The organism is Nocardioides sp. DN36, from assembly GCF_055380375.1.
This window is the reverse complement of record NZ_AP043823.1, coordinates 805,525-821,704: the sequence shown is the minus strand read 5'-3', so window position 1 is coordinate 821,704 and position 16,180 is coordinate 805,525. Positions and strand designations below refer to the sequence as shown.

General features: G+C 72.0%; 19 protein-coding genes and 1 tRNA gene. 15 read left to right on the top strand and 5 right to left on the bottom strand.

All coding sequences use genetic code 11. The features are described 5' to 3' along the window. Nucleotides 1–5 precede the first annotated feature (5 nt). Both ACZ43H_RS04880 and ACZ43H_RS04875 read left to right on the top strand, forming a co-directional pair. Nucleotides 6–1,007 carry a thiamine pyrophosphate-dependent enzyme gene (locus tag ACZ43H_RS04880; protein WP_464588215.1) on the top strand — a complete coding sequence of 334 codons (1,002 nt, stop codon included), beginning with the start codon at nucleotides 6–8 and terminating at the stop codon, nucleotides 1,005–1,007. Further along, nucleotides 1,007–2,635 (top strand): NAD(P)-binding protein, encoded by a 1,629-nt coding sequence (locus ACZ43H_RS04875; protein ID WP_464588213.1) that lies wholly within the window; start codon nucleotides 1,007–1,009, stop codon nucleotides 2,633–2,635. Before ACZ43H_RS04880 ends, ACZ43H_RS04875 begins: the two co-directional genes overlap by 1 nt. A 197-nt stretch (nucleotides 2,636–2,832) precedes the next feature. Here ACZ43H_RS04875 and ACZ43H_RS04870 read toward each other — a convergent pair whose 3' ends face one another. After that, nucleotides 2,833–3,132, bottom strand: a complete 300-nt coding sequence (locus tag ACZ43H_RS04870; protein WP_464588211.1) for a hypothetical protein — start codon at nucleotides 3,130–3,132, stop codon at nucleotides 2,833–2,835. Nucleotides 3,133–3,393: 261 nt separating this feature from the next. Between ACZ43H_RS04870 and ACZ43H_RS04865 the strand changes: the two genes are divergently transcribed. Continuing rightward, nucleotides 3,394–4,179, top strand: coding sequence for an MIP/aquaporin family protein (locus ACZ43H_RS04865; protein WP_464588209.1), 786 nt, complete (start codon nucleotides 3,394–3,396; stop codon nucleotides 4,177–4,179). 51 nt (nucleotides 4,180–4,230) lie between these two features. Continuing rightward, complete coding sequence (locus ACZ43H_RS04860) at nucleotides 4,231–5,691, top strand: DUF2252 domain-containing protein (RefSeq protein WP_464588207.1); 1,461 nt, start codon at nucleotides 4,231–4,233, stop codon at nucleotides 5,689–5,691. 166 nt (nucleotides 5,692–5,857) lie between these two features. Here ACZ43H_RS04860 and ACZ43H_RS04855 read toward each other — a convergent pair whose 3' ends face one another. Continuing rightward, a complete protein-coding gene (locus ACZ43H_RS04855) occupies nucleotides 5,858–6,457 on the bottom strand; it encodes a TetR/AcrR family transcriptional regulator (protein WP_464588206.1) in 600 nt (199 codons plus the stop codon). A 127-nt stretch (nucleotides 6,458–6,584) separates the two neighbouring features. On the opposite strand from ACZ43H_RS04855, the gene ACZ43H_RS04850 reads away from it, so the two are divergent. From ACZ43H_RS04850 to ACZ43H_RS04835, 4 genes are all read left to right on the top strand, one after another. Further along, on the top strand, nucleotides 6,585–6,857 hold the full coding sequence (locus tag ACZ43H_RS04850; protein WP_464588204.1) for a YciI family protein: 273 nt from the start codon (nucleotides 6,585–6,587) through the stop codon (nucleotides 6,855–6,857). 68 nt (nucleotides 6,858–6,925) lie between these two features. After that, nucleotides 6,926–7,693: an SDR family oxidoreductase gene (locus ACZ43H_RS04845; protein ID WP_464588203.1), complete on the top strand. Its 768-nt coding sequence runs from the start codon at nucleotides 6,926–6,928 to the stop codon at nucleotides 7,691–7,693. Next, complete coding sequence (locus tag ACZ43H_RS04840) at nucleotides 7,690–8,112, top strand: hypothetical protein (RefSeq protein WP_464588201.1); 423 nt, start codon at nucleotides 7,690–7,692, stop codon at nucleotides 8,110–8,112. The genes ACZ43H_RS04845 and ACZ43H_RS04840 overlap by 4 nt, the downstream gene beginning before the upstream one ends. 200 nt (nucleotides 8,113–8,312) lie before the next feature. Beyond that, nucleotides 8,313–8,939, top strand: a complete 627-nt coding sequence (locus tag ACZ43H_RS04835; RefSeq protein ID WP_464590731.1) for a DUF4386 domain-containing protein — start codon at nucleotides 8,313–8,315, stop codon at nucleotides 8,937–8,939. A 390-nt stretch (nucleotides 8,940–9,329) separates the two neighbouring features. Here ACZ43H_RS04835 and ACZ43H_RS04830 read toward each other — a convergent pair. Next, nucleotides 9,330–9,403 (bottom strand) — tRNA-Ile (locus ACZ43H_RS04830). A gap of 239 nt (nucleotides 9,404–9,642) precedes the next feature. On the opposite strand from ACZ43H_RS04830, the gene ACZ43H_RS04825 reads away from it, so the two are divergent. The 7 genes from ACZ43H_RS04825 (at nucleotide 9,643) to ACZ43H_RS04795 (ending at nucleotide 14,752) form a co-directional block, all read left to right on the top strand. Continuing rightward, a complete protein-coding gene (locus ACZ43H_RS04825) occupies nucleotides 9,643–9,951 on the top strand; it encodes a hypothetical protein (RefSeq protein ID WP_464588199.1) in 309 nt (102 codons plus the stop codon). A 79-nt stretch (nucleotides 9,952–10,030) separates the two neighbouring features. Next, nucleotides 10,031–10,507, top strand: a complete 477-nt coding sequence (locus tag ACZ43H_RS04820; RefSeq protein WP_464588197.1) for a hypothetical protein — start codon at nucleotides 10,031–10,033, stop codon at nucleotides 10,505–10,507. Further along, nucleotides 10,504–11,913, top strand: coding sequence for a ferredoxin reductase family protein (locus ACZ43H_RS04815; RefSeq protein ID WP_464588196.1), 1,410 nt, complete (start codon nucleotides 10,504–10,506; stop codon nucleotides 11,911–11,913). The genes ACZ43H_RS04820 and ACZ43H_RS04815 overlap by 4 nt, the downstream gene beginning before the upstream one ends. Before the next feature lie 7 nt (nucleotides 11,914–11,920). Continuing rightward, the gene (locus ACZ43H_RS04810) at nucleotides 11,921–12,469 is read left to right on the top strand and encodes an FMN-binding protein (RefSeq protein WP_464588195.1); all 549 of its coding nucleotides are present in this window, start codon (nucleotides 11,921–11,923) and stop codon (nucleotides 12,467–12,469) included. Between the two features lie 8 nt (nucleotides 12,470–12,477). Next, a complete protein-coding gene (locus tag ACZ43H_RS04805) occupies nucleotides 12,478–13,356 on the top strand; it encodes an FAD:protein FMN transferase (protein ID WP_464588193.1) in 879 nt (292 codons plus the stop codon). Beyond that, nucleotides 13,242–14,054 (top strand): DUF72 domain-containing protein, encoded by an 813-nt coding sequence (locus ACZ43H_RS04800; protein WP_464588192.1) that lies wholly within the window; start codon nucleotides 13,242–13,244, stop codon nucleotides 14,052–14,054. Before ACZ43H_RS04805 ends, ACZ43H_RS04800 begins: the two co-directional genes overlap by 115 nt. 59 nt (nucleotides 14,055–14,113) lie before the next feature. Beyond that, nucleotides 14,114–14,752 carry a hypothetical protein gene (locus ACZ43H_RS04795; RefSeq protein WP_464588191.1) on the top strand — a complete coding sequence of 213 codons (639 nt, stop codon included), beginning with the start codon at nucleotides 14,114–14,116 and terminating at the stop codon, nucleotides 14,750–14,752. A 1-nt stretch (nucleotide 14,753) separates the two neighbouring features. On the opposite strand, the gene ACZ43H_RS04790 is transcribed toward ACZ43H_RS04795, so the two are convergent. Both ACZ43H_RS04790 and ACZ43H_RS04785 read right to left on the bottom strand, forming a co-directional pair. After that, nucleotides 14,754–15,125: a hypothetical protein gene (locus tag ACZ43H_RS04790; protein ID WP_464588189.1), complete on the bottom strand. Its 372-nt coding sequence runs from the start codon at nucleotides 15,123–15,125 to the stop codon at nucleotides 14,754–14,756. Nucleotides 15,126–15,161: 36 nt separating this feature from the next. After that, entirely contained in the window at nucleotides 15,162–16,175 is a 1,014-nt protein-coding gene (locus ACZ43H_RS04785) for a phosphotransferase family protein (protein WP_464588187.1), read from the bottom strand. Between the last annotated feature and the right edge of the window lie 5 nt (nucleotides 16,176–16,180).

Below are 16,180 nucleotides of genomic sequence, written 5' to 3'. Positions count from 1 at the left end.
GCGTCGTGGCGTTCCAGGAGATCAAGCTCTACCAGACCGGCACCTTCGTGGCCGGCAACCGGCTGCTCGACCCCGAGCAGCGGTCGGTCCAGGCGCGGATGGGCCGGTCCAACTCACTGACCTCCGGGCACCGGGCCTGCCAGGGGTGCGGCGAGGCGCTGGGCGCCCGCTACGTGCTCGACGCGGCGATGCGGGCCACCAGCGGGAACATGGTCGCGGTGAACTCGACCGGCTGCCTCGAGGTGTTCTCGACGCCGTACCCCGAGTCGTCGTGGCAGCTGCCCTGGCTGCACTCCCTCTTCGGCAACGGCCCCGCGGTCGCCGCCGGGGTCGCGGCGGCGCTGAAGGCCAAGGGCCGCACGGACGTCCGGGTCGTCGGCCAGGCCGGCGACGGGGGCACCGTCGACATCGGCTTCGGCACGCTCTCGGGGATGTTCGAGCGCAACGACGACGTGCTGTTCGTCTGCTACGACAACGAGGGCTACATGAACACCGGCGTCCAGCGGTCCGGGGCGACCCCGCCGGCCGCCGCGACCGCGAACACCAAGGCGGTCGGCCCCGATCCCGGGAACGCGTTCGGCCAGGGGAAGAACGTGCCGCTGATCGCGATGGCCCACGAGATCCCGTACGTCGCCACCGCGACCGTCGCCGAGCTGCGCGACCTGGAGTACAAGGTGGAGAAGGCGATGAGCTTCCACGGCGCCCGCTACCTGCACGTGTTCGTGCCGTGCCCGCTCGGCTGGGGCGCCGACTCCGCCGACACCATCAAGCTGGCCCGGCTGGTCAAGGAGACCGGGATGTTCCCGGTCTTCGAGGCCGAGCGCGGCGAGGTCACCGAGGTGTCGAGGATCCGCCGGCAGGTCCCGGTCGAGGAGTACCTGCGCCCCCAGAAGCGCTACGCCCACCTCTTCGGCGACCCCGGCCGGCCCGACATCGTCGCGCGGCTGCAGGCGCACGCCGACCGCAACATCGCCCGCTTCGGGCTGCTCCCGGAAGGGGACGCGTGATGGAGAAGCCGTTCGCGATCACGCTCGACATCGGCTCGAGCCGCGCCAACAAGACCGGCTCGTGGCGCACCGAGCGCGCGGTCTACACGAACCGGATGCCTCCGTGCAACGACGCCTGCCCGGCCGGGGAGAACATCCAGTCCTGGCTGTACGAGGGCGAGGAGGGCGGGGCCGGCTACGAGCGCGCGTGGCGCGCGATCATGGCGGACAACCCGTTCCCCGCGGTGATGGGCCGGGTCTGCTACCACCCGTGCGAGACGGCCTGCAACCGCGGACAGCTCGACGAGGCCGTGGGGATCAACTCCGTCGAGCGGTTCATCGGCGACGAGGCCCTCCGGCAGGGATGGGCGGTGTCGGTGGAGGCGCCGCCGACGGGCCGACACGTCCTGGTCATCGGCGCCGGGCCGTCGGGGCTCTCCGCGGCGTACCACCTCGCCCGGCGCGGCCACACCGTCACGATCAAGGAGGCCGGCCCGATGGCCGGCGGGATGATGCGGTTCGGCATCCCGCGCTACCGCCTGTCCCGCGACGTCCTCGACGCCGAGGTCCAGCGGATCCTCGACCTCGGGGTCACCCTCGAGCTGGACGCCAAGGTCACCGACCTGATGGCGCTGCGGGCGGAGTACGACGCGGTCTTCCTCGCCGTCGGCGCGCAGCTCGGCAGGCGCACCTACATCCCGGCCGGCTCCGCGGCGCACGTGCTGGACGCGGTCGACCTGCTGCGCGACGTGGAGACGGGCGAGAAGCCGCTGCTGGGTCGGAGGGTCGCGGTGTACGGCGGCGGCAACACCGCCATGGACGTCGCCCGTACCGCCAAGCGGCTCGGCGCCGCGGAGGCCATCGTGGTCTACCGCCGCACCCCGGACCGGGCGCCGGCCCACGAGTCCGAGCTCGCCGAGGCCGAGGACGAGGGCGTGCTCTTCAAGTGGCTGACCACGATCAAGCAGGTGGACGCCGGCCGGCTCGTGGTGGAGCGGATGGAGCTGGACGACTCGGGCTTCCCCCAGCCCACCGGGGAGGTCGAGACGCTCGACGCGGACTCGCTCGTCCTGGCGCTCGGCCAGGAGACCGACCTGTCGCTGCTCGACGGCGTGCCCGGTCTGGTCGTCGACGACGGCGTCGTCGCCGTCGGGCCGGACCTGATGACCGGCTGCCCCGGGGTGTTCGCGGGCGGCGACATGGTCCCCTACGAGCGGTCGGTGACCGTCGCGATCGGGCACGGCAAGAAGGCCGCGCGCCACATCGACGGGTGGCTCTCCGGGGCGGCCCCGGAACCCGGCGTACGCCCGTCGCTGGCCACCTTCGACACGTTGAACACGTGGTACTACGCCGACGCGCCTCGCTCCCACCGCGCGGTGCTGGACCGGGCGCGACGCGAGTCGACCTTCGACGAGGTGGTGCTCGGCCACGACGAGTCCACCGCGCTGCTGGAGGCCCGACGCTGCATGTCCTGCGGCAACTGCTTCGGCTGCGACAACTGCTACGGCGTCTGCCCGGACAACGCGGTGATCAAGCTCGGCACCCCCGGCGAGGACTACCTGATCGACCTCGACTACTGCAAGGGGTGCGGTCTCTGCGTCGCCGAGTGCCCGTCGGGCGCGATCCAGATGTTCCCCGAGGAGATCTGAGGCGTCGGGGCCCGGATGGCTCACCTCGGTCGGGGTCGGCTTCTGGCACCGGCTCCCGGGCTTGCGGTTTGGTCACCAACCGCAACGAACCGGCTCGAACCGGTGCGGTCTGTGCCCATTCGGCACCTGCGCCGGTAACGGCCTGGCGACTGCCGTGTGCTCCGGTCCCGGTTCGCTCCCCGACCTTCGGGCGGGTTTCACCGTGACACGTGGAAGCAGGCGACGTCGTACTGGGAGACCGAGTGCGGGTTCTGCGAGTTCTGCGGCTGCTCGCCGGCGTAGTGCGTGCCCGCGACACCGTCGGGGTTGAACGCCGACCCGGGAGCCGACGACGAGTGACCGGGCCGGTCGGGAGCGGTGCTGCTGCCGCACTCCTGGGACGGTTGGCCGGTCCCCGTGGGCGAGGGGTTCCCGGCTGCCTGCGCGACAGCCGTCCCACCGAGGACGAGGGTCACCGACCCCACGGTGGTGGCGATGGCTCGGACGAGGTACGACATGACTGTTCCTCCTTCACCTGGATTCGTGCTCTTGCCTGTGCACACGAGTCCGGGGCCCCCATGGTTCGGTCGGGGCGGCTGCTCCTCGAGCTGCCCCCGCCCCGGCGAGCGACCGCACCCGGCTCATCCGTCGCGGGTGAGGCCGCCGCCACGCGGCGTGACGACGATGATCGGGTGACCCACGAGTCCAGCAGAGCGACCCCACCGTTCGAGCCGGCACCGGGGCAGGCCGCGTACCGTGCCGAGGTCTCCCTGCGCGCCATGGGACGACCCAACTCGGTGACGCAGGAGTTCGACTTCTGGAACGACACCTACGAGGGCCGCCGACTGTTCTCCGAGCTGCTCGGCACCTTCTTCCTGGTCCTGGTGGCCGCGGGCGGTGGCATGGTGAACGCCCGCTTCGGCGGCGACGCGGTCCCGTACGGCGCTCTGGTGGTCGCCCCGGCCCTGATGGTCACCGCCATCATCCTGTTCATGGGGACGGTCTCCGGCGCGCACCTGAACCCGGCGGTCAGCATTGCGTTCGCAGCCCGTGGTGACTTCCCGTGGCGGCGCGTCCCGGCGTACATCGTGGCGCAGTTCCTCGGCGCAGTCCTCGCGACGTTGCTGCTCTGGGCGCTGATAGACAAGCAGGGAAGCGCCGGCATGACCCTGCCCGGCAGCGGCATCTCGTCCACGACCGCGATGCTGTGGGAGATCATCCTGACCACCGGGCTGGTGAGCGTGATCCTGGGAACGGCGTCGGGGGCGCAGCAGATCGGGCCGCTCGCTGCCCTGGGCGTGGGCAGCTACATCGCGCTCGCCGGACTGTGGGGAGCACCCGTGAGCGGAGCGTCGATGAACCCGGCCCGGTCGCTCGGTCCAGCCCTGGTGCTCAACGACTGGACCGCCTGGTGGGCCTACCTGGTCGGCCCGGTGGTCGGCGGGCTCGTAGCCGTCGGCTTCGCCTTCGTCCTGCGCGGCCCCGGTGGTGGTCGAAGCGGGGTTGCTGCGGCCCAGGGCACCCTCGGCATGGACCGAGGAACGGGTCCGACCACGGGGCACTAGGGAGCCGGGGCCGACAGGAACGGCACAGCGGCCAAAAGGAAGGGCCCGACGATGAGCACCTCGACCGAGCCGGCGACTGCCCTGCATGCCTTGTACCAGCAGACGAGCACCGCGTTGGCGGAGCTGACCCCGACGGAGCGTGCCGCACTCGGCAAGGCTGCGCGGGTGGGGGCACCCCGAGAGAGCCATGCGGTGTTCGATCCGGGTCCGGACCGAGCCGATCCGATCGCCCTGCTCGAGGAACAGGCGGAGTCGCGGGTTCCGGAGCTGGTGCCGGTACGACGGGGTCGGATGATGGTGTCTCCATTCACCTTCTTCCGCGGGGCGGCGCTGCCGATGGCCAGCGATCTCGCCACGACCCCCATCTCGGGGCTCGCCGTCCAGGCGTGTGGAGACGCCCACCTGTCCAACTTCGGGATCTTCGGTTCCGCCGAGCGCCGACTGGTCTTCGACGTCAACGACTTCGACGAGACGTTGCCGGGGCCCTGGGAATGGGATGTGAAGCGACTGGCGACGAGCCTCGAGGTGGCCACCCGCGAGAGCGGGTTCTCCCGCAAGCAGCGCCGGGGCGTCGTCAGGGCGGCGGTGGCCCGGTACCGCGCTGCCATGTGGGAGTTCGCCGGAATGACCAACCTGGACGTGTGGTACGCCCGCGCCGACATGCAGGAGCTGCGCAAGGAGCTCGACACGAAGCTGAACGCGCGCCAGCGCAAGCTGATGGACAAGGGCCTGGCGAAGGCGCAGACCAGGGACAGCATGCAGGAGGTGGCGAAGCTGACCAGGATGGTCAACGGTCGGCCGAGGATCGTCTCGACCCCGCCCCTGGTGGTCCCGGTCGCTGACCTCTTGCCGTCGACGAGCGACTACACGGCGTTCGAGGCGGAGATCCGGCACCTGCTGGCGCAGTACCGGCGGACCCTGGAGACCGATCGGCGATCCCTGCTCGAGACCTATGCGTTCACCGACATGGCCAGGAAGGTGGTCGGCGTGGGGAGCGTCGGAACCCGCTGCTGGATCGTTCTGTTCATCGGGCGAGACAACTCCGATCCGCTCTTCCTCCAGGTCAAGGAGGCCCAGAAGTCGGTGCTCAGCCGCTTCGTGGGAGCCAGCCGCTACACCAACCAGGGGCACCGGGTCGTGGCGGGTCAACGACTGATGCAGGCCACCAGCGACATCTTCTTGGGCTGGCAGCGCAGCGAGGCAGGTCTGGACGGCAAGTCCCGCGACTTCTACGTCCGCCAGCTCCGTGACTGGAAGTACTCCATCCCCGTCGAGAGCCTCGCGCCACAAGGCATGCGCATGTACGCGGAGATGTGCGGGTGGACCCTTGCCCGGGCGCACGCCCGGTCAGGGGACCGCATCGCGATCGCGGCCTATCTGGGCACCTCGACCATCTTCGACAAAGCGGTGGCGCAGTTCGCGTCGGTGTACGCCGGCCAGAACGAGCGCGACCACCGAGCACTCCTGGAGGCCGTCGACTCCGGACGGTTGACGGCCGAGCGCAACCTCTGAGCGCAACCGCGGTTCTCGCTCGTCGCCAGGAACACGAGCGTGACCTGCGCAGGCACCAGGTAGGCACCCAGTAGGGCTGGAGACCTTCGGTTGATGAAAGACGGATCTACTTCGGTTGATCGGTGACACTCGTTCGCCCGAACCTGGGATCGGTGGCCGTTGGCCGCTATCGCTCCGGCGTGCCGCCGGGAACCGTGCCGTGGATGAGCAAGTTGCAGACCTGGTCGACGTAGCGGTCCAGCTCCTCCCCGCGGGGAGTGCTGGAGGCGCCGGCTCGGCGCATGTGCAGCAGGCCGAGGTAGAGGGCGAACCCGGTCGTCGCCCGATCCTGCGGATCTGAGACACCGATCTGTTCGAACAGCCGACGCAGGTACTCGGTTCGGGCGCGCGTTGCCCGGTCGAGGGAGGCGTGCACGGCGGGGACGTTGGAGTCGGCCAGCAGCCCGGCCTCCACGCGGGCACCAGGGCGGTCGTCGAGGGCAGCTCTCAGCAGCACCCGCAGCCGTGAGGCCGCATCGGGTAGCGGGGCGAGCATCTCGGCCACCTCGACCGTCTCGCCGGCCTCCCAGGCGGCGAGGGTCGCCTCGATGAGGGCGTCGCGGTTCTTGAAGTGCCAGTAGAAGCTGCCCTTGGTCGCCCCCAGCACTCGGGCGAGCCCTTCGACCGACACGGCGGCCAGTCCGCCCTCGGCGATGGCCTCGAGAGCCACCCCTGTCCAGGTGTCGGCGGTGAGCCTGACGGGCTCGGTTCGCTTCCTCGTTGCCACAGCCCCATACGCTACCGTATGGTTTCCATACGCAACCGTATGGAGGTCTTCAGTGCGCATCATCGCCCGCATCCACCCCGGGCCGGCTTGGCTCGCCGGCAGGTCAGTCTTCGAGCAAGGGCCGATCATGAACGAGCACCTGGCGTTCATGCGTGAGCGCTTCGACGACGGCACCCTGCTCGTCGGCGGTCCGCTCGCCACCGAGGAGTCGGGCGTTGCCCTCCTCGAGGCCGTCGACCTCTCCACGGCGGCCAGCCTGGTCGCCGAGGATCCCGCGGCCCAGGCCGACGTGCTCGTCTACGAGCTGCACGAACTCCTGCCGTACTTCGACGCCCTCAGCGGAGCTCGCGCCGAAGGGGCCGCCCGGGATCAAGCCAGGCGAGCCTCGGCCGTCGGCTGATGATTCCTGGTGCCGGACCGTCCCAGAACCCTCGCGCCTTCGCGCACCCATCCCAAGAGAGGCTCGCCTTGCCCCACACCCCCGCGACGACCACGTTGATCACCGGAGCCACCGGAACGCTCGGTGCCCCGACCGTCGCTCGCCTACGAGACGCCGGGCACGACGTCCGAGCGCTCAGCCGGCGCAGCGGCCCGAGCCTGACGACCGGGGACCTGCTCACCGGCACCGGCATCCGAGAAGCGGTGGCGGGCGCCGACACGGTCCTGCACCTGGCCACGGGCCGGGGAGGCAAGGGCGACGTCGAGGCGACACGCACTCTGCTCAAGGCGGCCACCGCGGCCGGGGTGGGCCACTTCGTGCTCATCTCCATCGTCGGGATCGAGGACATCCCGCTGGGCTACTACCGCGACAAGGTCGTCATCGAACGACTGGTGCGCGAGTCCGGCCTGCCCCACAGCATCCTGCGGGCGACACAGTTCCACTCCTTCGTCGAGAAGCTGTTCACCGGCCAGCGCCGCTCGCCGATCGTCCTCGCGCCCACGTTTCCCCTCCAGCCGATCGCCGTCGAAGAGGTCGCCGAACGACTGGTTGAACTGGCCGGGTCCGCACCAGTCGGAAGGGTCGCTGACATCGGCGGACCGGAGCAGCAGGAAGTGCCAGACCTGGCCCGGCTGTGGGCGGCGGCCACCGGCACGCGCCGCCCGGTCGTGCCGCTGTCGCTACCCGGGAAGCTCGTCGCCGCCTACCGGGCGGGCCACGCCCTGGTGCCGGGGCCGGCGTACGGCCGACGCACCTTCGCCGACCACGTGGCCGGGCGCGCGAACGTGCCGCAGTGAGGTCGCTCCTGCGGGCCGGGCTCGGGCTGCTCGCGGCGGTCGAATGCCTGCTCGGCCTGTGGACGTTGTTCTTTCCTGCGAGCTTCTACGACGCCGTGCCCACCGTCGACCTCACTCCACCGTTCAGCGAGCACCTGCTCCGCGACTTCGGGGGCGCCACCCTCGGGCTCGCGGTCGTCCTGACCGCGGCCGCGATCTGGCTTGAGAGGCGCCTGCTCGTGGTGGCACTGCTGGCCTACCTGTCCTTCTCCGCCCCTCACCTGGCGTTCCACCTCACCCACCTGCACGGCGCCAGCTGGCCGGCTGCCACAGTGCTCGCCGGCGTCCTGCTGGGTTCGGTGGTGCTGCCGCTCGCACTGCTCGTCGAGGCTGTGCGCCTCCCAGCGCCAGCCTCGGCAGCTCGCCCTCCATCCACGTGACCCTGTCCGATCCTCTCGACTCTTCGTCACCACGAGTCACGGGTGGCCCAGCAATGCGTGCGGCCGAGCTCATCGCCGCGCCGCCCGAACCCTGAAGGGACATCTCGTGACCACAGCCCCGGTCGCCAATGAACTGATCCGGCGGGACAACACCAGGAACAACACCCGCGCGGCGGGTCTTCTCTACCTCATCACGTTCGCTGCCTCCATCCCCGGCCGCGTACTACTTCCTCGCCCCCGTACTGAACGACGCCGGCTACATCGTCGGTTCGGGCTCCGACACCAGAGTGGCCATCGGCTGCCTGCTCGACGTGGTCAACGCCTTGGCCTGCATCGGCACCGCGGTCGCGGTGTACCCGGCTGTCAGGCGCAACAACGAGTCTCTCGCGCTGGGCTTCGTCATCTCGCGCACGCTCGAGGCGGCGGTGATCATGGTCGGGATGATCAGCCTGCTCGCCATCGTGTCCCTACGCCACGACTTCAGCGGCGATCCGCGGGCAGACCAGGCGACCTTGCTGACGACGGGGCAGGCGCTGCTCGCCGTCCGCAACTGGACGTTCCTCTTCGGGCCGAACCTCTGCGCCGCTCTGAACGCGCTGCTGTTCGGGACGCTCCTGTTCCGGTCGCGGCTGGTTCCGCGCGCCATCCCCGCGATGGGCCTCATCGGCGCTCCGCTGCTGCTCGCGGCCACCGTCGTGGCCGCAGTGGGGGCCGTCGACCAAGGTTCGGCATGGTTCATCGGCGCGATGCCCGTGGCGGCTTGGGAGCTGTCTGTGGGCCTGTACCTGACCACCAGAGGGCTCCGAACCGCGACGGATTCCGTCTGACACACCAAGCTCGCTGCGAGCGAAATAGCGAAGCAATGCGCGCCGAGACAAGACCCGGCAAGCACAGCCACCCGCGGACGAAGGGCGCCACCGTCGACGATATCGGCGCCCATCGGCATGTGCCCCCGAGGACAGCGAGAGGTGCGGTACGTAGCGCCGATCGGTCCGCTGGCCGACCCTGAGCCGCGCCGCGGGATCGCCTACGGTGCGCTGCCCACGTCCTGGATAGTCGTGCGGGCGTCCGAACGCCCGAACACCGAGACCGTGCGTCAGGGCAGGCCACGATCCGGCCGCCGAGGAGCAGCCCGCCGCCGGACATCATCAGGTAGGCGGTGACGAGCCGCTGGAGCTGTCCGCCATCGAGGTCGAGCGCGCGACCGATGCAATGTGTAGGGCGGGTGGGGCTCGAACCCACGACCCAAGGATTATGAGTCCTCTGCTCTGACCGACTGAGCTACCGCCCCTCGAGGGCGAGAGCCTAGCCCGGAGGACGTCGGTGAGCTGCTCAGGGTGACCGACGGGCGCTCGAGACCCACCGCCGGCCACCAATTGAGTGATGACCCGCACCACCGGCCCGGCGTACCGTGGACGGGTTCCGAGAGCAGTTCCCCGGGGAGATCCGCCATCGGAAGACGGGGACAACTCTCGGGAGCTGACGCTCCCGGCAAACCACGATCGGGTCCGTTCGAGGGACAGGCGTGTCGTGGTCGCTGCACTGGTCGAAGCACATGGCCCCAGGGCCCTGCGCGCGTTCCTGCTGTCGCGGCTCGACGACGAGGTCCGGACCGCCCGGGCCCTGCTCGACCGCGACGACCTGAGCCCGGTGCTCCACAGGGTCCTGGAGCACGCGATCCGGAACGCGGACGCGACACGGTTCGAGGTCCTCAGCCACACCTCCCGCGAGCACGGCGACCGGGTGTGCCACACCCTGCTGGCGCTGGCCGCCTCCTACGCCACGCACCCCGAGTTCCGCAGGGAGTGGATCTCCCGTGGCCCGGCCCGCTCGGGCTGACAGGAACCTCACAGGTTCGCCACCTGTCCGGCTCAGGTCAGCGGCGCACGATGAGGTCACCTGACACGAGGAGACCCACGTGAACGACGAACAGAAGCCCGGCAGCGGATCCCGCTGGGAGCCGACTCCCCCGCCGTCCGCCGGTGCCAGCGTGCCGCCCCCGCCGCCACCGCCGACCGCCCCGCCGGCCGGCCCGCCCATCACCCCCGAGCCGTACGACGCCGCACCGCCCGCCCCCGCCCGCTCGCGGACCGCCTGGATGCGCACCCGCGGCGCCCTCGCCGGGGCGGCGGCGGCCGTGCTCGCAGTGTTCACGCTCGGCGGCTTCGCCGTCGGTCACGTCACCGCGGGCGACGAAGGCGGCACCGGCGACCACACCGGCCAGTTCGACCGCGGCTTCACCCCCGACGGCGACCACGCGCCGCCCGGCCAGCCCCCGGGCGACCTCGACGGCGACGGCGAGGGCTTCGCACCGCAGCAGCCCGGCCAGGGCAGCACGGGCCAGGGCAGCAACCAGGGATCTGTCGAGGGCAGCGACACGGCGTACCTGTCATGACCACGGTCACCGGCAGCCTGGCGACGCGCGTGCCCACGACCCGGCACCCCCGGTTCCGACGGGCGCGCGTGGACGCCGCGGTCCGCACCGGCGCCGGGGCGACCCTGTGGCTGAGCCTGCTGCTCGTGACCTACTGGTGGACGGCAGCCGGCGGCGTCCAGGACCTGGGCGGCTGGGCGTCGGGACTCACCTCCCTCGGCCGACTCACCGGCCTGGTCGCCTCCGACCTGCTCCTCGCGCAGGTGCTGCTCATGGCGCGCCTGCCGCTGCTCGAGCGGGCGTTCGGCCAGGACCGCCTGGCCCGCCAGCACCGGCTCGTCGGCTTCACGTCGTTCAACCTGATGCTGGCGCACGTCGGCCTCATCACCTGGGGGTACGCCGCCGGCGACCTGGCCGCCACCCCGGGTGAGCTGTGGAGCCTGACCACGACCTACCCCGGCATGCTGCTCGCGGCCGCCGGCACCCTGTGCCTGGTGCTGGTGGTCGTGACCAGCATCCGCGCCGCCAGGGCGCGGATCCGCTACGAGTCCTGGCACCTGCTGCACCTCTACGCCTACCTCGGCGTCGGCCTGGCGCTCCCCCACCAGCTCTGGACCGGGCAGGAGTTCCTGTCCTCGCGCGGTGCGACCGTCTTCTGGTGGACCGCCTGGGCGGCGACCGCGGCGGCCGTCCTCGTGTGGCGCGTCAGCCTGCCGTTGTGGCGCAGCGCCCGGCACGGCCTGCACGTCACGTCGGTCGTCCGGGAGGCCCCGGACATCGTGTCGGTGTACGTCGCCGGCCGCGGCCTGCACCGGCTCCCGGTCGAGGCCGGCCAGTTCCTCTCCTGGCGCTTCCTCGGCCGGCACGGCTGGACCCGCGCCAACCCCTACTCGCTGTCCGCGGCTCCCGACGGGCGCAGCCTGCGCATCACGGTCAAGGAGGCCGGCGACGGCAGCGCGGACGCGGCGTACCTGCGTCCCGGCACGCGGGTGCTCGTCGAGGGCCCGTACGGACGCCTCAGCCCCCGCGCCCGACAGCGGCACCGCGTCGCGCTGATCGGCGCCGGCGTCGGGGTCACGCCGCTGCGCGCCCTGGCCGAGGGGCTGGACTACGCCCCCGGTGACGCCGTCCTCGTCCAGCGGTTCCGCGACCACCCGCTCTTCGAGCGCGAGCTCGAGGTGCTCGGGCGGGAGCGCGGGCTGCAGACGCTCTACCTGCCCGGCCCGCGCCGGGCCGACGACTCCTGGCTCGGCTCCGGCGTCGGCCCGGCCGACGACCTCACGGCGCTGACCTGGTGGATCCCCGACATCGCGGAGCGCGACGTCTACGTGTGCGGCCCGTCCGACTGGGCCGAGAGCGTACGACGCACCTGCGAGGACGCGGGCCTGCCGCCCGAGCACTTCCATCTCGAGACCTTCCGGTGGTGACCTCCCCATGAAGCGCAACGTCATCTGGCTGCTCAGCACGCTCACGGTCGTGGTGCTGCTGTTCGGCTACCACACCTCCACGTCGGGCGCCCTGGGGTCGAGCACCGGCACGGTGATCTCCTCCTCGGCCCAGCCCGACGGCTCGACCACCACGTCGGGCCAGGGTGGTTCGGGCTCCGGATCCGGGGGCAGCTCCGGCGGGAGCGGCGGAGGCCAGAGCCAGGGCGGCAACGGCCAGAGCGGCAGCAACGGCAGCAGCGGCGGCGGCTCGACGACCACCACCAGGACGGTCACCGGCGACACCGTCCAGACCCAGTGGGGGCCGGTCCAGGTCGAGGTCACCGTCAAGGGCGGCTCCATCACCGACGTCTCGGTGCTGCAGTACCCCAACGGCAACCCGCAGGACCAGCAGATCAACGCCTACGCACTACCGATCCTGGTCCAGGACACGCTCTCGGCCCAGAGCGCGAACATCGACATGATCAGCGGCGCCACCATCACCAGCACCGGTTACGTGGAGTCCCTGCAGAGCGCCCTGGACCAGGCGGGGCTGTGAGCACCCCGGTGAGCAGCAGGTCCGTGCATCGTCATGTCGCCCACGTCATGGGCATGCCCATCAGCCTGGCACTGCGCGGGCGTCACGCCCACGACGAGCACGGGTACGGCGCCTGGGCGGAGGTGATGGCCTCTCTGCACGACGTGGACCGGGTCTTCAGCACCTACCGGACCGACTCGGTCGTCTCCCGGCTCGACCGCGGCGAGATCGACCTCGCCGACTGCCCACCCGAGGTCGTCGAGGTGCTCGGCCTCGGCGCGCAGGCCGAGCGCGAGTCGGGAGGAGCGTTCCGCATCCACCTCCCGGGAACCGACGGCCGCACCCGGCTCGACCCCAGTGGAGTGGTCAAGGGATGGGCCGTGGACCGCGCCGCCCGCCCGCTGCGGGCGCTGGCCGACACGGACTTCTGCCTCTCGGCGGGCGGGGACCTGGTCTGCCGCACCCTCGACCCGGCCTCCGCCTCGTGGCGGATCGGCATCGAGAACCCGCACGACCCCACCGGGCTGGTCGCGGTCGTGCCGGTGCACACCGGAGCGGTCGCGACGTCGGGCACGGTCCACCGGGGCCAGCACCTGGTCGACGCACGCACCGGCGAGGCGCCCGCGGGAGTCGCCTCGGTGACGGTGGTGGCCGACTCACTGACGTGGGCGGACATCGACGCCACCGCGGCGTACGCCCTGGGCCGCGATGCCGCCCGCTGGCTGCGCACCCGCCCCGGTCGCCGCGGCCTGGTGGTGTGGGAGGACGGCACCACCGATCTAGTGTCGGCGCCATGGGACGCATCCGGATCGGCATCGCCGGCTGGACCTACGCCGGCTGGCGCGGGGACTTCTACCCGCCCGGCCTGGTACACCGCCGGGAGCTGGAGTACGCCGCCGAGCGGCTGACCTCGATCGAGATCAACGGCTCGTTCTACGCGCTGCAGCGCCCCACGTCGTACGCCGCGTGGCGCGACCAGGCCCCCGACGACTTCGTGTTCGCGGTCAAGGGAGGGCGCTTCATCACCCACCTGCTCAAGCTGCGCGGCGCCGAGACCGCGCTGGCCAACTTCTTCGCCTCCGGCGTGCTCGCCCTCGGCCCGAAGCTCGGGCCGGTGCTGTGGCAGCTGCCCGAGACCCTGGCGTTCGACGCGGAGCGGCTGGCGGCGTTCTTCGCGCTGCTGCCCCGGACCACCGGCGAGGCGGCGGCGCTGGCCGCACGCCACGACGACAAGGTGCCCGAGGACCGGGCGCTGACCAGCGCGCTCGACGACCGGCCGGTCCGGCACGCCCTGGAGTTCCGCAGCCCCACGTTCTGCACTCCGGAGGCCACCGCGCTGCTGCGCGAGCACGGCGTCGCGTGCGTGCTCGCCGACACCGCCGGCCGGTGGCCGAAGGTCGACGAGGACACCACCGACTTCCGGTACGTGCGGCTGCACGGCGACCGGGAGCTCTACGCGAGCGGCTACACCGACGAGGCGCTGGACGGCTGGGCGGCGAGGTGCCGGGAGTGGGCGCGCGAGCGGGACGTGTTCGTCTACTTCGACAACGACGCCAAGGGGTTCGCGCCGTACGACGCGATGCGGCTGCTCGAACGCGTGACCTGACCCCTCGGGGGGACCAACGGCCCTGTCGCCGGCTGACGCCAGCCGCTGGGATCGTGGGGATGAACCGCCTCGCCACGGGCGCTCGCCGGGCCGCGCCGCGGACCGCAGACGACCGCCGGACCGCACCACCGCTCGCACCGAGCCCGCTCCCCCCGGGCGTCGCCTGGCCGGCGGTGGGCAGGAGCGTGCTCGCGTCCGGCGCGATGCTCGCCCGGCGGCGCATCTGGCAGCCGACCGACCACCTGGGCCTGCGGATCCGCTTCGCCGACGGCACCTCCGCACGCGTCTACCGCGAGACCAGGGTCGACCGTCCCGAGCCCGCCGACCCCTGCGTGCTGGTCGTGGCGTTCCGGCTCCGGTGGGTGCGCGGACTCGGGCACGCGGCGTTCGAGCACGAGAGCGTGGTCCACACCCCGCTGTTCGCCGGGTTCCCCGGCCTGGTGTCCAAGCTCTGGCTCGACCACGACGAGCACCGGGTGTACCGCGGCATCTACGAGTGGGACGGCGCCCACCTCGCGGACAGCTACGCCCGCTCGCTGTGGCGGGTGCTGGCGCTCGTGAGCGCGCCCGGCTCGATCGACTTCCGGGTGCTGGCCGGCGTGGGGCGCGACGAGCTGCTCGCCGACCCCGGCCGGTCCGTGGGGTTCGCCCCCCTGGACCCGGACGCGTGGTGGCGGGTCGTGGGCACCGACCGGTAGGTCAGTCCCTCGCCCTCGCCGAGTCGACGAGCAGCGCCAACGTGTTGAGCCCGGCCCAGCCCAGCGTCACCGCGAGCACCTTCTGCCGCACCGCGTCGTCCTCGGTCTTCGCCGAGAGCAGCGCCGCGTCGCCGAGGTCCATGGCGATCCGCATCAGCATGGCCGCCTTCACGGTCTTCCCCGACCGGCCGAACACGCCCAGCGCGCTGATGGCGAGGTCCCGCACGCCGTAGGTCTGCGCCAGCAGCTCGAGGCCCGCGCGATCACTCCTGTCCACCTGCAGTGCGTCCGGGAGGTGCCCCGGGCTGGCGAGCGCGAAGACGCCGTACCCGGCCGTGGCGGTGGACATGAAGCGGCTCAGTCGGTAGCTCATGCCGGCCACGCTAGCCAGCGGGGCACAACCCGGGGCTCATCCGGGCAGGTGGCCCACCGGCGGGCGACGGCACAACGAGGCGAGCGAGGTCGCCGCGGCCCCACCCCACTCCTCCAGCTCGGCCCGGTCCATCGGAGCCGTGCAGCGCACCCAGGTCTCGGTGCGCCCCAGCCGGCCCAGCTGCAGGGCCGCGGGCAGAGCGGCGCGCAGGTCGGCGGCGTCGGCCACGTCGCTCCACACCTCGATCGCCGCGTCGGCGACCCGCCACAACCGAGGGTCATCCGGCCCCGCGTCCAGCCGGAAGGCCAGCAGGTCGAGCGGGATCTGCAGGGTGGCGAGGGGCTCCATCAGCATGGCGTCGCCGAAGTCGAAGAAGCGCAGCTCGCCCCCGACCCGGACCACGTTGTTGCCGTGCAGGTCGTTGTGCACCAGCGTCGTGGGCAGACCCAGCGCGGCGACCTGCCCGGCCCAGCGGGCCACCTCGGGCAGCAGCTCGACGACCGCCGCCCGGTCCTGCTCCCGCATGGCCCGCAGGTCACCGGGCGCCAACGCAGCGAGCTGCTCGAGCAGCTGCTCGACGTACCCGACCGCCTCCCGGGGCTCGAACGTGGTCAGGCCGACGGCGGACAGCCGGTCGGCGTACGCCGCGACCTCGCGCTGCAGCGCGGCCCCGGCCTGCACGACGCGGCACCAGGTGTCGATGTCCCCGGACCCGTGACCGAGCACGGGCCCCTGGTCGGGCGTGAGCAGCAGGCCCCGGTCGAGGTCCACGGCGGTGACCGGGACGACGTGGTGGGGCGCGAGGCCGGCCAGCTCCGCCAGCAGCGCGGCCTCGTAGGCCTGGGCCGGGCAGTTCTGCTTGGCGTAGTGGACGCCCGCGGGGGTCGCGGCCCGCCAGACCGTGGCCCACGGGCGGATCTTCACCGGCTCCAGCGAGGACGGCGCACCGACCACCGAGGACACCCACGCGGTCAGCTCGCCTCGGAACGCCTCGCCGCGCCAGCGCGCGCTGGTCGACGGCAGCCGTTCGAGGCGGGCGAAGCGGGGCACGAGGC

Bases quoted from the DNA above. Each gene is read 5' to 3' on its own strand.
- ACZ43H_RS04850 (WP_464588204.1), top strand. From the start codon at position 6,585: ATGAACGAGCACCTGGCGTTCATGCGTGAGCGCTTCGACGACGGCACC.
- ACZ43H_RS04795 (WP_464588191.1), top strand. From the start codon at position 14,114: ATGAACCGCCTCGCCACGGGCGCTCGCCGGGCCGCGCCGCGGACCGCA.
- ACZ43H_RS04790 (WP_464588189.1), bottom strand. From the start codon at position 15,125: ATGAGCTACCGACTGAGCCGCTTCATGTCCACCGCCACGGCCGGGTAC.
- ACZ43H_RS04860 (WP_464588207.1), top strand. From the start codon at position 4,231: ATGAGCACCTCGACCGAGCCGGCGACTGCCCTGCATGCCTTGTACCAG.
- ACZ43H_RS04875 (WP_464588213.1), top strand. From the start codon at position 1,007: ATGGAGAAGCCGTTCGCGATCACGCTCGACATCGGCTCGAGCCGCGCC.
- ACZ43H_RS04810 (WP_464588195.1), top strand. From the start codon at position 11,921: ATGAAGCGCAACGTCATCTGGCTGCTCAGCACGCTCACGGTCGTGGTG.
- ACZ43H_RS04815 (WP_464588196.1), top strand. From the start codon at position 10,504: ATGACCACGGTCACCGGCAGCCTGGCGACGCGCGTGCCCACGACCCGG.
- ACZ43H_RS04800 (WP_464588192.1), top strand. From the start codon at position 13,242: ATGGGACGCATCCGGATCGGCATCGCCGGCTGGACCTACGCCGGCTGG.
- ACZ43H_RS04870 (WP_464588211.1), bottom strand. From the start codon at position 3,132: ATGTCGTACCTCGTCCGAGCCATCGCCACCACCGTGGGGTCGGTGACC.
- ACZ43H_RS04865 (WP_464588209.1), top strand. From the start codon at position 3,394: ATGGGACGACCCAACTCGGTGACGCAGGAGTTCGACTTCTGGAACGAC.